General features: G+C 74.4%; 7 protein-coding genes. 1 reads left to right on the forward strand and 6 read right to left on the reverse strand.

All coding sequences use genetic code 11. The annotated features are described in order from the left end of the window. Nucleotides 1–156 precede the first annotated feature (156 nt). From ACH4SL_RS08590 to ACH4SL_RS08615, 6 genes are all read right to left on the reverse strand, one after another. On the reverse strand, nucleotides 157–2,397 hold the full coding sequence (locus ACH4SL_RS08590) for a CDP-glycerol glycerophosphotransferase family protein (RefSeq protein WP_398442723.1): 2,241 nt from the start codon (nucleotides 2,395–2,397) through the stop codon (nucleotides 157–159). A 107-nt stretch (nucleotides 2,398–2,504) separates the two neighbouring features. Beyond that, nucleotides 2,505–3,467, reverse strand: a complete 963-nt coding sequence (locus ACH4SL_RS08595; RefSeq protein ID WP_398442724.1) for a class I SAM-dependent methyltransferase — start codon at nucleotides 3,465–3,467, stop codon at nucleotides 2,505–2,507. Nucleotides 3,468–3,577: 110 nt separating this feature from the next. Continuing rightward, complete coding sequence (locus ACH4SL_RS08600; RefSeq protein WP_398442725.1) at nucleotides 3,578–4,498, reverse strand: carbohydrate ABC transporter permease; 921 nt, start codon at nucleotides 4,496–4,498, stop codon at nucleotides 3,578–3,580. After that, nucleotides 4,495–5,775: a carbohydrate ABC transporter permease gene (locus tag ACH4SL_RS08605; protein WP_398442726.1), complete on the reverse strand. Its 1,281-nt coding sequence runs from the start codon at nucleotides 5,773–5,775 to the stop codon at nucleotides 4,495–4,497. The genes ACH4SL_RS08600 and ACH4SL_RS08605 overlap by 4 nt, the downstream gene beginning before the upstream one ends. A 104-nt stretch (nucleotides 5,776–5,879) precedes the next feature. Then, a complete protein-coding gene (locus ACH4SL_RS08610; protein ID WP_398442727.1) occupies nucleotides 5,880–7,316 on the reverse strand; it encodes an ABC transporter substrate-binding protein in 1,437 nt (478 codons plus the stop codon). A gap of 523 nt (nucleotides 7,317–7,839) precedes the next feature. Further along, nucleotides 7,840–11,253 carry an FtsK/SpoIIIE domain-containing protein gene (locus tag ACH4SL_RS08615; protein WP_398442728.1) on the reverse strand — a complete coding sequence of 1,138 codons (3,414 nt, stop codon included), beginning with the start codon at nucleotides 11,251–11,253 and terminating at the stop codon, nucleotides 7,840–7,842. 774 nt (nucleotides 11,254–12,027) lie between these two features. Between ACH4SL_RS08615 and ACH4SL_RS08620 the strand changes: the two genes are divergently transcribed. Next, nucleotides 12,028–13,812, forward strand: a complete 1,785-nt coding sequence (locus ACH4SL_RS08620; RefSeq protein WP_398442729.1) for a serine/threonine-protein kinase — start codon at nucleotides 12,028–12,030, stop codon at nucleotides 13,810–13,812. The last annotated feature ends 533 nt before the right edge of the window (nucleotides 13,813–14,345 follow it).

Below are 14,345 nucleotides of genomic sequence, written 5' to 3' on the forward strand. Positions count from 1 at the left end.
CGTGCGGTGGCCCGCGCGACCTTCCCCCGGTGGTGGGCTGAGCGCGCAGTTCCCCGCGCCCCTGAGGGCTTGCCCCTCCGCGCAGGGTGAGCGTTTTTGGGGGCGCGGGGAACTGCGCGGCTGGCCCACCACCCACCGCAAGGTCCGGAGCGGAGCTCAGGGGGCAGGGCGGACGGTCCCGCGGGTGGGCGCCGGGGGCAGACCCGGGACGGGAGTGCGGTCGGGGAGGGGGACCACCGCGGGGAGGCCGCCCTCCTCGGAGAGGAAGACGCGGCGGACGACCCGCTCGGCCGCGTGGCCGTCGTCGTAGGGGCAGAAGCGGGCCCGGAAAGCCGCCCGCAGGGCGGCCGCGCGGGTGCCGGACCAGGAGCCGGTCGCGAGGATGTCGGTGAGTTCGTCCTGCGTGCGGGCGACAGGGCCGGGCGGGGTGGCGGTGACGTCGAAGTACACCCCGCGGGTGGCCCGGTAGGTCTCCCAGTCGGGGACGTGCAGGACGATCGGCCGGTCGAGCCCGGCGTAGTCGAACATCAGGGACGAGTAGTCGGTGATGAGCCCGTCGGAGGCGAGGCACACCTCCTCCGCGGACGGGTGCGCGCTGACGTCGATGACCCGCGGGTGGGCCGCGGGCGCGGCCGCGTCCGGCGTGTGGAAGTAGTGCGCGCGCATCAGCAGGACGACGGAGGGGCCGAGTTCCTCGGCGAGCCGGGGCAGGTCGAGGAGCGGCCGGAAGCCGCGCTCGTAGTCGCGGTGGGTGGGGGCGTAGAGGAGGGCCGTCGCGGTGCGCGGGATGCCGAAGCGGTCGCGCAGCGCGAGGACGTCCTCGGGGGTGGCCCGGTGGAAGACGTCGGTGCGCGGCTGCCCGTATTCGAGGCAGGTGAAGGCGGCGGGGTAGGCGCGCTCCCAGACCAGGCTGGAGTGGCGGCTCGCGGAGACGCTGTAGTCCCAGCGGTCGACGTGCCGCAGCATCCGCTCGAAGTCCGTGCCGCGGGCGGCGGCGGGATGGGCCATCAGGTCGATGCCCATGTGCTTGAGCGGGGTGCCGTGGTGGGTCTGCACGTTGACCTGCCCGGGGCGCTTGGCGTAGCGGCGGTGCAGGTTGACGTTGCTGACCAGGTAGGACGCGCGGGCCAGCGCCTTCCAGTAGGCGGCCGAGCCGGGTTCGAGGCGCCGCACCCCCGCGGGGAGGGTGTGCGCGTAGGCCTCGGTGGTGACCCAGGCCGTCCGCATGTGCGGGGCGAGGGCGCGGACGGCGGCCTCGATCGCGGCGGGGTTGCAGGCGTAACCGCGGTCCCAGTAGGCGGAGAAGACGGCGAGGCCCGGGTCGAGCGGGCGGCGCCGCTGGAGGCGGTAGTACGCGTGCAGGGCCGCCGCGCGGGCCCGCCGCCGCAGGGCCGCCGCCTTGCGGGCGGTGCGCAGCCGCAGCCGGTGCAGCCCGCCGAGGGCGGTGAAGGTGCGGCGGGCGCCGAGCGCGATGAGCAGGTAGCGCACCCCGCTGCGGCTGCCGGGGGCGAGGCGGAAGCCGTCGGGCCGCAGCTTGCGGTACTGGGCGCGGCAGCGGCGGAAGAACTCCGGGCGGGAGGAGCGCGGCAGCCGGTCGGGCAGCGAGAAGACCGTCGAGAGGTGGTCCAGCATCCGCCGGAAGAGCACCCCGCGCCACCGCTCCAGCGCGGGATCCGCGTCGACGAGGGCGAAGAGCAGGTCGTACTGCCGGAAGATCTCGAAGTGCCGGCGGCTGGTGGTGCGCAGGATGCCGCGCCGGCGGCGCTGCCGGTAGTGGACGCACACCTGGTCGAGCAGCGCGATGCTCCGCGCGGTCATCAGCGCCGGGTACGTCCAGGGGGTGTCCTCGTAGTAGCCGGTGGGGAAGAGCAGGCCGGTGCGGGTGAGGAAGTCGCGGCGGTAGGCCTTGTTCCAGGCGACCATGATGAGCCGCAGCAGCTCGGGGCGCTCGGCGAGCGTGAAGACCTGCGGGCCGTCCTGCGCGAGCAGCGCCGCGAACTGGTTGCGCTCGGCCCGGCCGTTCCAGTACGTGCGCACGTAGTCGAAGACCAGCAGGTCGGGGTGGCCGGTGGCGTCGATGCGGGCGGCGACGGCGGCGAGCGCGCCGGGCGCGTAGGTGTCGTCGCTGTCGAGGAAGAGGACGTACTCGCCGGTGGCGCGGGCGAGCCCGGCGTTGCGGGCGGGGCCGAGGCCGACGTTCTCCGGCAGGTGCAGCACGGTGACGCGCGGGTCGTGCGCGGCGTAGGCGTCGGCGATCTCCCCGCTGCCGTCCGGCGAGCAGTCGTCCACCACGATGACCTCGATGTCGCCGAAGGACTGGCCGAGCACGGAGTCCAGGCAGGCGTGCAGATAGGCCTGCACGTGGAAGACGGGCACGATGACGCTGAAGCGGGGCACAGCAGCACATCCAGGTTCGACACGGGGGCAGGGACGTTACGACCGCATGCGCGAGAAATGCGGCGTGTGACGCTATATATCCTGCGAACGCGCGGCTGCCCCGCTGGTTACGCCTGGTGGCGCAGTGCCGCCCGAAGCCTTACGAAGCCTTGGGCCATGAACGGCGGCAGCACCGCGAGCGCGAACCGCCGCAGCGGCGACCGCCGCCGTACGGCCGGCCGCGCGGCCTGCTGCTGGGGCACCTCCGGGGCCGCCTCCACGGGCGGCTCGACGGGCGGCTCGGCGGGCCGGTGCCGGGAGACCGGGTGCGCGGGCGGCACGACGGTCTTCGCGGCCTTGACCCGCACCAGCGTGCCGCCGCCCACCGCCTCGGTGCCGTGCCACAGGTCGTCGCGGCCGGCCAGGAAGCCCAGCAGCGCCTCGCGCACCGGCGCCGGATCGCCCCATGTGCCGTAGAGCTTGGTGCCGGTCACGCACACCGGGCTGAGGCCGCCGGTGGCGACGGCCTCCCACACCGCGGCGGCCACGCCGGGGCAGTGCTCGGAGCGGTAGTCGTCGAGGGCGACGATGCCGTGCGGGTGCAGCAGGGCGCGGGCGCTGTCGATGTCGCCGCGCACATGCTCGTACAGGTGCGAGCCGTCGATGTGCGCGAAGCGGCAGCTGGCCGCGGGCACCCGCTCCGGCACGACCGACGACAGGTCCTGGAGCACGGCCGGGAGGGCGTCGTGGAAGGACAGGTAATTTGCCTCGAACGAGCGACGGGTGAGCGTCGAATAGGAGTAGCGCATCTCCGCGGAGTTGGCGTCGTCCTGCGCCGGGGAATCGAACAGGTCGCAGACGGTGAAGGTCTCGCCGTCGCGCAGGTAGCCGCCCAGGAAGATCGCGCTCTTGCCCATGTAGGCGCCGATCTCCAGCAGGTCGCCGGGCTCGGTCAGCTCCTGCTGCCGGGTCAGGAACCAGTCGAAGAGCACCTGGTCGGCGGGGAAGAACCAGCCCTTGACCTCGTCCAGCGAGGCGGGCGCGGGAAGCTGCTCGCCGGCCGGGCCGGCGTCGGCGGGGGAGAGCGTCATGGCGATCCGTTCGAACGGGCGGCGGCCCCGGGCGGGGGCCGCCCCGGGCTGCGGGGGGCGTCAGTGTAGACGTCCCCCGCTACCCGGAATGCCCGGTCGTGCACGCTCGGCTACTTCACGGCGCCGGCCATGACCCCGTTGACGAACTGCCGCTGGAAGGCGAAGAAGACCGCCAGCGGGATGACCATCGACACGAAGGCGCCGGGCGCCAGGATGTCGATGTTGTTGCCGAACTGCCGCACCTGCTGCTGCAGCGCCACCGTGATGGGCTGCGAGTCGCTGTCCGCGAAGATCAGCGCGACCAGCATGTCGTTCCACACCCACAGGAACTGGAAGATGCCCAGCGAGGCGATCGCCGGGCCGCCCAGCGGCAGCACCACCCGCAGGAACAGCCGCAGTTCACCCGCGCCGTCCAGCCGCGCCGCCTCCAGCAGCTCGCGCGGGATCTCCGCGAAGAAGTTCCGCAGCAGGAAGATCGCGAACGGCAGCCCGAAGGCGGTGTGGAAGAGCACCACCCCGGAGATGTCGCCGAAGATCCCGATGTCGCCGAAGAGCTTCGCCACCGGGATGAGCGCCACCTGCACCGGCACCACCAGCATCGCCACGACCGCGATGAACCACCAGTCGCGGCCGGGGAAGTCCATCCAGGCGAAGGCGTAGCCGGCGAGCGAGCCGATCACCACGACCAGCAGCGTGGCCGGGACGGTGATCAGCGCGGTGTTCACCAGCGAGTCGGTGACGGCGTGGTTGTCCAGCAGCGTGCGGTAGTTGGTCACCGTCAGCTGCGAGGGCGAGGTGAAGACCTTCCACCAGCCGCTCGCCGCGATGTCGGTCGGGGTGCGCAGGCTGGACAGCAGCAGGCCCACTGTCGGCAGCAGCCAGAACAGGCCCACCACCAGCAGCACGATCCGCACCAGCCCGCCACTCGCCAGCTCCGCCACCCGCGCCCCGAGCCCCCGGCGCGGCTTCTCGGCGGGCCGCGCCGCACGTGCCGGCTCCACCGCGGGTGCCGCGGCCTGGTCCGCGCTCATCGGCGCCCCTCCTTCCGCAGCCGCCGGATGTTGAAGATCATCACCGGCAGCACCAGCAGCAGCAGGATCACGCCGATCGCGCTGCCCACGCCCTGGTTGTTGCCGCCGCCGAAGGACGACAGGTACAGCTGCAGCGCCAGCACGTTGGCGTCCTGCTGGCTGTCGCCCGGCGCGATGATGTAGACGAGGTCGAAGATCTTCAGGACGTTGATCATCAGCGTGACGGTGACCACCACCAGCACGGGCGCCAGCAGCGGCACCGTGATCCGGCGGAAGACCTGCCACTCGTTGGCGCCGTCCACCCGGGCCTGCTCCAGCAGCTCGCGCGGCATGCCGGCCAGGCCCGCCGCGATGAGCACCATCGCGAAACCGGCCCACATCCAGATGTACGACGCGATGATCGACGGCGTCACCAGGCTCGGGCCGAGCCAGTTGATGCCCTCGTACTTGCCGGAGAAGTTCGACGCGGGCAGCCGCAGCTGCGCGCCGACGGCGTCCGCGGGCAGCTCGTACGTGCCGTCCTTGCCGGTCTTCGCCGACGCGACGACCTTGCCGTCCCTGACCGCCTGCACCTTCACGCCCGACAGCGCCTTCTCGCCCGGGTCGATCTTCCCCGGCGTGCCCGTACCGCCCGGCCGGAAGTCCAGCCACACCGTGCCCGTCACCGCGCCCTGCTTCGGCGCGGCGGGCTTGGCGTCCTGCGCGCCCGAGGGCACCTTGTTCTGCGGGATGCCGACGAGCGGCAGATCCGCCGGGGCGCCCGCGGCCGCCTTCGCCTGCGACGTGAACGAACCGCCCGCGGACGGCTTCAGGTCGCTGTTCGGCCGCGGTCTCGCGCCCGGATAGGCGGCCGAGTCGCTGAAGGTGTCATGGACGGCGACCACCACCGCGTTGGCCACGCCCTGGTGCGGGTCCTGCTCGTACACCAGCCGGAAGATGATCCCCGCGGCCAGCATCGAGATCGCCATCGGCATGAAGACGACGAGCTTGAACGCCGTGCCCCAGCTCACCTTCTCCGTCAGCACCGCGAAGACCAGGCCGAGCGCGGTCGCCACCGTCGGCGCGACCAGCACCCACACGACGTTGTTGCGCACCGCCGTGAGGATGCCGTGGTCGCTGAAGACCGTGCCGAAGTTCTTCAGCCCCACGAAGGCGCTGTCGTCCGCGTCGTACAGGCTGCGCTTGACGGTGTAGACGATCGGGTACGCCACCAGCGCGCCCAGCAGAATCAGCGCGGGCAGCAGGAAGAGCGCCGCCACCCACGGCCGGGTCGTCATCACACTGCGCCGGGGCCCCTTGGCGGGCCCCGGCGGGGGCGGGACAGCGGCGGCACCGCCGCCCGCCCCCGCGGTGGCGTCCGCCACCGATGCCGGGGCCACCCTCAGCCCCCGTACGCCTTGGCGGCGTCCGCCTCCAGCTTGGCCTGCGCGCCCGCGATGTCAGCGGGGTTGGCGAGGAAGTCCTGGAGGTCCTTCCACTCGCCCTGGCCCTTCGTACCGCCGAAGGCCGCCGGCGCCTGGTCCGACATGTCGAAGCGGAAGTCGTCGCCCGCGCCGATCAGCGAGGTGGCGATGCTGCGCTGCACGTCGTCCGGGTACGCCGCCATGTCCAGGTTCTTGTTCGGCGACAGGTAACCGCCGCCCTGCGCCCAGATCTTGGCCGCGTCCGGCGACGCGATGAAGGTCAGCAGCGCCTGCGCCGCCGGGGTGTCCTTCAGCGCCACCGCCACGTCACCGCCGCTGACGACCGGCGCCTTGCCACTGCCGACCGCCGGGAAGGCGAACTCCTTGGCGTCCGTGCCGACCTTCGCCTTGGTGTTGCCCGCGATGAACGCCGAGACGAAGTCCGCCTCGTAGACCATCGCGGCGGCCGGCGGGTTGCCGGTGAAGGTCTGCGTCACCGACTTCGGGAAGTCGGTCGCCAGCGCGCCCTTCGTGCCGCCCGCGATCAGGTCCTTCTTGCCGAACAGCTGGGCCAGCGTGGTCAGCGCGTCCTTGACGGACGGGTCCGTCCACTTGATCTTGTGCGCGGCCAGCTGGTCGTACTTGTCCGGGCCGGCCTGCGACAGGTAGACGTTCTCGAACCAGTCGGTGAGCGTCCAGCCGTCCGCGCCGCCGATCGACACCGGCGGGGTGCCCGAGTCGAAGACCGTCTCCGCCGTCTTCAGGAAGTCGGCCCAGGTCTTCGGCTCCGTCGCGCCCGCGTTGCTGAAGGCGGAGGTGTTGTACCAGATCATCGACTTGTTGGACACCTTGGCGTAAATGCCGTACTGCTGGCCCTTCCAGGCGCCGAGATCCTGCCAGCCCTGGGAGAAGTTCTTCTGCAGCTCGGCCTTGGCCTGCGCGCCCAGCGGCTTGAGCCAGCCCTTGTCGGCGAACTGGTGCAGGACGCCGTTCTGCGCGAGGAACGCGACGTCCGGCGGGGCGCCGCCCTGGATCTTCGCACCCAGGAAGGTCGACTGGCTGTCGCCCGTCGGCACGAACGTGCTCTTCGCGCCGGTGCGCTTGTCGAACTCGTCCAGCACCTTCTGGAAGTTCTTCTGCTCAGGGCCCGTCCAGACCGCGGCCACTTCCAGCTTCTGCCCGTGCAGGTCGGGCAGTTGCAGCGCGCCGCCTGCGGCGCTGCTCGAACTCGCGCTGGAGCTGGGCGAGTTCTTCTTGTCCCCGTCGTCCTTCTTGTCGCCGCCGCAGGCCGCGGCGGTCAGCGCGAGGGCGGACGCCGCCGCGGTCGCCACCGCTATGCGCGTAGCGCGGCGGAGGCTTTTGCCTGCGGCTTTGCTCGTGGTGGCTGTACGCGGCTTGCGCTTTAACGTGTGCATCTCGCATCCCCTCAGTCCCGTGGCGTCCTGTCCTACGCCCGGTGAACTTCCCCCGGCAAGGCCGGGAACGCCGGGGTAGGGGTGCTGTGACCACTCCGTGATCTTGGCGCAAACGTGTTAGGGGGGTGGGGGGTTGACGCTCCGGGGCGGTGGGTTGCGGTTCGTTGCGCGACCTTGCTGTGGGTGGGGGGTTGCTCGCGCAGTTCCTCGCGCCCCTTCGCGGCGGCCCGGCGGTGGGGTCGGGTGCCACTCCGGGGGTACCTCCTCGGAATGCGCGTCCGACCTCTTCCCGAGCGTGACGGGGCCTGCGTGCGCATTCCTCCGGGGGCACCCCCGGATCGTCCCCCTTCTGCTGTACGGCGGGCTCGCCGCCGACGGTGGTTTCGCCCCACGGGAAGGCGTGCACACGCCCTTCATCTGCACGGGTGGTGCGGGTGGGAAACACCCCGCGCCGCCAGGCGCGGGAAACCCCCGCGGCGGGAAAGCCGCCGACGTACCCCCCGGGCGCGGGGACGGCGCGAGGTCAGGAGGAGAGCGGCGCGGCCTCCGAGGCGCGCTGGAGCGCGCTGGCGAGGAGCGCGAGGTCCGTGGGCCCGTTCCCGAGCTCACGGACCTGCCGCCGCGCCGGCGGATCCCCCAACCGCTCCCATTCGAGCGCCACGACAGTGGGCCGCAGCGTCGCCGTACGGGGAATGCGCCCACTGACCCGCCCGGCCTGGAAGGCCGTCACCGCCCCGCCCGGCCGGCGGAGATAGCCCCGTCCGGGCACCGCCTCGTCGAAGCCCGCCGGATCCTCGACACCGACCAGAAGCGCCGCGGACTCCGGATCCGCGCTGCGCAGAGCGATCCGCAGCGGCGCCCGCTCGTCCGCGTCCGTCCCCGCGGTCCGCTCGGGCCGCCCGGTCGCGGCGACGAGGTGGACGCCGAGCCGCTCACCCTCCCGGGCGACCGCCTCGACCGCGCGGACGACGCTGCCCGCCCCGGGCCGCCCGGGGCTGCCGAGCGCGGGCGCGACGAGCGCGTCCAGGTCGTCGACGAGCAGCACGAGCCGCGGCATCGCGGGCGTCTCCGCCGCGTCCGCGTCCGCGGGCCGCCGCCCGCCCTGGTGCGGTACGCCCGCGGCCACGACCCGTTCGGCGTGCCACGCCGCGAACGTCCGCTCCCCGAGCACGGCCGCCCGCCGCTTCAGCTCCGCGCCCAGCGCCTGCGCGAACTCCCGCATCCGCACCGGGTCGTTCGCGGCCAGGTGCTCCGTGACGTGCGGCAGGTCCGCGCATACGGCGAGCCCCTCGCCGCGCTCCTGGCCGCCGCCGTCGAGCAGGACGAGCGAGAGCCGGTCGGGCCGCTCACCCGCGGCGAGCGCGGCCGCGAACGACCGCAGCAGCTCCGTCTTGCCCGCGCCCGGCGCGCCCCCGACCAGCAGGTGCGGACCCTCCGCGACGAGGTCGACGGCGACCCGTTCGCCGCCCGCCCCGGCGCCGAGGACCGCCCCGGCGGCCGGCACCGCGGGGTGCGCGGCGGCCCAGCGCGCGGCGATCTTCGTGGGAGTGGCGAGCGCCAGGTCCAGCTCGTCGAGCAGCCGTACGGCCGCGGGCAGCGCATGCCGCGACCCGGCGCCGTACGACTCCGCGTCGGCCTCCCGCAGCGGGGCCAGCGCCCGGGCGAAGTGCTCCGCCCAGGCGGCGGACACCGCGTCCAGCACGATCTCGTCGTCCTCATCCGTGCCACTCGCGTCCGCGGGCTCGACCCGCAGCGTCGTCGCGACGTCCCCGGACAGCCGGGCGACCACGCCGGTGTCGACCGCGGGCCGCTCGCCCGGCTCGGCCAGGCACAGCACGTGCACGCCGGCCGCGGGCCCGGTGGCCGCGATCCGGGCGACGGTCTCGCGCAGCGCGGCCGAGCCCGGGTCGCCGTCGACGACCAGCACGACGTACGTCCCACCCGCGGCACCCGCGCCCCGCGCGGCGGAGGCGGGGCCCGTAGCGCCTGCCGAACTTGCGGCTCCCGCCGCCCGCGCCCCGCCGACGGTCCCTGCGGCTCCCGGGCGGCCCGCCGCGCCCGCTGTCCCGGCGGTCCGGGCGGGGGCTGTGGCGGTCGGGTCGCCGGGTGCGCCGGGTGCGCCGGGTGCTTGTGCGTCGCTTGCCGTCCGGGCGCGGCCCGTGGCGTCGGCTGTTCCGGGGGTCCGGGCGGGGGCTGTGGCGGTTGCGTCGCCGGGAGCTTGTGCGTCGCTTGCCGTCCGGGCGCGGCCCGTGGCGTCGGCTGATCCGGAGGTCCACGCGGGGTCTCCGGTGGCTTGTGCGCTGCCTGCTGCCCAGGCTTGACCAACGGCGCCGGTCGATCCGGAGGTCCGGGCGGGGTCTGCTGCGTTTGCGTTGCTGGGCGCTTGCGCGCCGCCTGCGGCCCGAGCACGGCTCGCGGTGGGCGCCGGTGCGCCGGGCGGCCCCCAGGCGTGCGCCGCGTCCTCCTCGATCCGGCGGACCAGCTCCGCCGTCCGTGCCTGGGCCTGCTCGCGGTCGAAGGCCAGCAGCAGGCGGCAGTCCTGGCCGTGGGCCGGGCGCAGATGCGGAAGCCAGTTCAGCCACGCCCACTCCTCGGCCCGCTGGTCGGCGGGGCGGGTGCGGTCGGCGCTGAGCAGGACGACCTCCAGGGTGCCTGGGGAGTGCAGGGCGCACAGCTGGGCCAGCACCGCGCGGGCCAGTCCGGCGAGGCGGGGGCGCGGACCGGTGAGGGTCAGCGCCGCGGAGTGCGGGTCGCGCAGGGCGACGGCGAAGGGCACCCCCGCGGGCTGCCGCGGGCCGTAGCCGGTGGTGCCGAGCCGTACGGTCAGCGCGTCCGGGTGGCCGGGGCCGCGCTCCCACAGGCGGCGGCCCGGCCCGAGGGCGGTGAGCAGTACCGCCGCCGGATCCGGCCAGCGTTCCCGCAGCGCCGCGGCCTCCGCCCCGGCGTACGCCTCCGCGCTCTCCGCGCGCCCCGCGCCCTGGAGTCTGCGCCGGGCCCACGCCCCTATCGAGCCGACGACCCCGCCGCGCCCGCCGCCCGCTCCGGGCCGCCGCGCCTGGCCGGTGTCCCGCCTGCCGCCGGTGGTCTCCCCGTACCCCGCCGGGTCTTCAACGGGGGACCTCGGCGTCGCGGCGGGCTGGAAGGTGCCGTGGCCGTACGCGGTGGGCCCGGTGGCAGCCGCGGGCGCCTGCGCGTACGTACGCGGCCCGGCCTGGGCCGCGGTGTGCACCTCCGCCGGTTCCCCTCCGGAGTCGCGCAGGCTCACCCGGAGGTGGCCCTCGGCGTCCGGGGCGGCCGGCAGGGGGTGCGGGGCCGGGGTGCCCGGCGGGTCGAGGCGCAGCGTGGACTCGCCGAGCTGCAGCAGCGCGCCCGGCGGCAGCGGTACGGGCTGCCGGTCGACGGCGCGGCCGTCCAGCGCCGTGCCGTTCGTGGAACCGAGGTCGGCGACGGTCGGCGTGCCGTCCGGGCCGAAGGCGACCTCGCAGTGCAGCCGCGAGACGTCCGGGTCGTCCAGCGGCACATCCGCGTCCGCGGACCGGCCGATCGTCGCCCGCCCGCCGGGCAGCAGATGCACGCCGCCCGCGTCCGGCCCGCCGACCACCAGCAGCCGCGCCGCACCCGCGGCGGGGCTGCCGTACTCCCCGAAGCTGCCGTACGGGCCCGGGTCGTGCGGGCCCGCGGGGGCGTGCAGCGCGAGCACCGCGCCGTCCACGAGCGGCGGTACGCCCAGCACCGCGGTCGGCGGTACGCGCTCCTGCCCGGCGAAGAGGGCCACCGAGGACCCGGCGGAGCGGCCCGGCTGCCCGGACCCCGCCGCGGAGGCGAGCGCGCCGGCGACCGAGCCCAGCACGGTGCCCGCGGGCGCCGTCACGAGTACGTCGCTGCCGCGGGCTGCCCGGCCGCTGCGCGGCCCGAGGACGGTCAGCCGGATCTGCATCTCGTCCGCGGTCCCTTCTGCCCGGGCGTACGGCGGGGCGGGCGTCCCTACCCCGACCCCGGCCGCGCGCACGAGCGCGTTGGCATTGCACTGGCACATACCCGGCTGGGGCCGCTCCCGCCCGCCCCCACCGGACCGTACGGGTGCATCCTCCCACCCGGCGCCGACAGCCTGCCGCCGGTATCGGCTCCCGTGATCTTGCCCGTGGCTGCGCCGCCCCATACGTCCGGGTGTGAGCACCTGCGCTGCGCTGCGGGGTGGGGGGTTGCGGTGTGTTGCGCGACCTTGCGCCGGTGGTGGGTTGCTCGCGCAGTTCCCCGCGCCCCTGCGCGGCGGCCCGGCGGTGGGGTCGGGTGCCACTCCGGGGGTACCTCCTCGGAATGCGCGTCTGACCTCACCCGCATCGGCAAGGACCTGCGTGCGCATTCCTCCGGGGGCACCCCCGGATCGTCCCCCTCCGGGTTGTACGGCGGGCTCGCCGCCGACGGTGGTGTGGTCCCACTGGTGGACGGATAGCCGACGTCTTACCCGCACGGGTGGTGCGGGTGGGAAACACCCGCGCCGCAGGCGCGGGAAACCCCCGCGGCGGGAAAGCCGCACGCCCACCGCAAGGCGCGGGGCCTCGCAACCGAGCGGAGCTCGTGCGCGTCCTACCCGGGAATTCGGCCTCGCCGCCCGACCCACCTCGCGCCGCACGGCACTACGCTTGGCCGGAACCGGGCATCGGGCACCGGGAGGAAGCGCCCGGTCACTACGGAGCAGGGAGCGCATGACGTGCGGCCGGTAGGCAGCAAATACCTCCTGGAGGAGCCGCTCGGGCGAGGCGCCACGGGCACCGTCTGGCGTGCCCGGGTCCGCGGCGCGGAGGGGGGTCCGGACGCCCCGCCGGCGGCGGAGGGCCTCGCGCCCGGCGCGACCGTGGCCGTCAAGGTGCTGAAGGAGGAGCTCGCGGGCGACCCCGACGTGGTGATGCGCTTCTTGCGGGAGCGCTCCGTGCTGCTGCGGCTGCGCCACCCGCACATCGTGCGGGTCCGCGACCTGGTCGTCGAGGGTGATCTGCTCGCGCTCGTGATGGACCTGGTCGACGGTCCCGACCTGCACCGCTATCTGCGCGAGAACGGACCCTTCAGCCCCGTCGCCGCCGCGCTGCTCACCGCGGCCGTCGCGGACGCGCTCGCCGCCAGCCACGCCGACGGCGTCGTCCACCGCGACCTCAAGCCCGCGAACGTGCTGCTCGCCACCCTCGTCGACGAGGACGGCAACGAGCGCATGCACCCGATGCTCACCGACTTCGGCATCGCGCGGCTCGCCGACTCCCCGGGCGTGACCCGGACCCACGAGTTCGTCGGCACGCCCGCGTATGTCGCGCCCGAATCCGCGCAGGGGCGCCCGCAGACGTCCGCGGTGGACGTCTACGGCGCCGGCATCCTGCTCTACGAGCTGGTCACGGGCCGGGCGCCCTTCCAGGGCGAGAGCGCGATCGAGGTGCTCCAGGCGCATCTGCGGCAGGAGCCGGCGAGGCCCGGCAACATCCCCGAGCCGCTCTGGACGGTCATCGAGCGCTGCATGCGCAAGGAGCCCGCGCAGCGGCCCAGTGCCGAGACGCTGGCCCGCGCGCTGCGGGTCGTCGCGGCCGGGGTCGGGGTGCACGCCACGCCCGCCGCCGCCGAGGCCGCGCTCGGCGTGGGCGCGCTGCTCGTACCGGACGAGGACCCGACGCTGCCGCGGGGCGCCAACCTCGCCGCCGCGGCGGGTGCGGCCGGTCCGGACGCCGACCCCACGCAGGTGCTGCCGTCGGGATCCGGCGGCGGGCAGCAGTACGACCCGTCCGCCGCCACCAGCGTCCTCCCGCCGGCGGGCGGGGACGGCACGCGGGTGCTGCCCCCCGTACCGGACTCCGGCCCGCCGCAGCCGCAGGGCCCGCACCCGTGGGAGTCGCAGCTCAACGCGGCCCGGCAGCGCAACGACCAGACCGAGGCGCACTACCTGCCCCCCGAGATGGACCCCCTCTTCCGCCGCCCGCGCCGCCAGCCCGCCCGCCCCGCACAAGGGCAGGGGCAGGGGCAGGGCCAGGGATACGGATATCCGCAGCAGCAGGGGCAGCAGGGCCAGGGCTACGGCTACCCGCAGCAGCAACCCCAGCAGCCGCGCTACCAGCAGCCCCCGCAGCCGCAGGCGTACGAACCGCGGCGCTACGAGCAGCAGCCGCAGCGGTACGAGCCGCCGCAGCAGCAGCGCCCGCAGGCGCCCGAGCGCGAGCAGCGGCGCCGCGGCAGCGCCAATCCCGTCAAGATCCCGGGCCTGGGGTGCCTCAAGGGCTGCCTCGTGGTGATCCTGGTGCTCGTCGCCCTCTTCGTCCTGGTCTGGTACACGACACCGCTGCCCGACTGGTTCAACACGACGCGCAACCTGTGGGACGCCTCCTCGGACTGGCTCAAGTCCGCGTGGCACACGGTCTCGTCCATCACCGGCGACTCCAACGGCGGCACGGGTACGCCCACGCCGGGCCTCGACGGCAAAAACCTCCCCCCGGGCCTCACCGGCAACCACCTCGGCTGACGCCCCGCCCCCGGCTTCCCACCCCCAGCCACCCGTGCGAGTACGACGTCGGCTTTCGGCCCACCAGTGGGGCGCATTCGCCATCGGGGGCGAACCGCAGTCCCTTGAAACATTCACCCCCACCGGCGGGACAGCCGCCCACGAGACCTCGGGAGGGGGACGATCCGGGGGTGCCCCCGCAGGAATGCGCACTTCGAGGCTTACCGACCCGGGGAGAGGTCAGACGCGCATTCCGAGGAGGTACCCCCGGAGTGGCACCCGACCCCACCCCGCACGGAACGCGCGATGCCCCGCCGGGCACACCAGGGGGCGCGGGGAACTGCGCGCGCAACCACCCACCAAGAGAAGGTCGCGCGGGCCACCGCAATACGCCCCCCGCAGCGCAAAGCCCACGCCAGTGAGGGGATTTGTCGACTTCTGGAGGGTGATTTCTCGTGCGGAAAGCCTCCTCACCGACCTCTCGTATCCCGAACCGCCCCTCATCCGCGTAGCTTTGTCGGCAACGCGACGGACCGTCGGAGGAGTCGGAGCAA

It is taken from the genome of Streptomyces sp. NPDC021020 (assembly GCF_044333285.1).
Classification (GTDB): domain Bacteria; phylum Actinomycetota; class Actinomycetes; order Streptomycetales; family Streptomycetaceae; genus Actinacidiphila.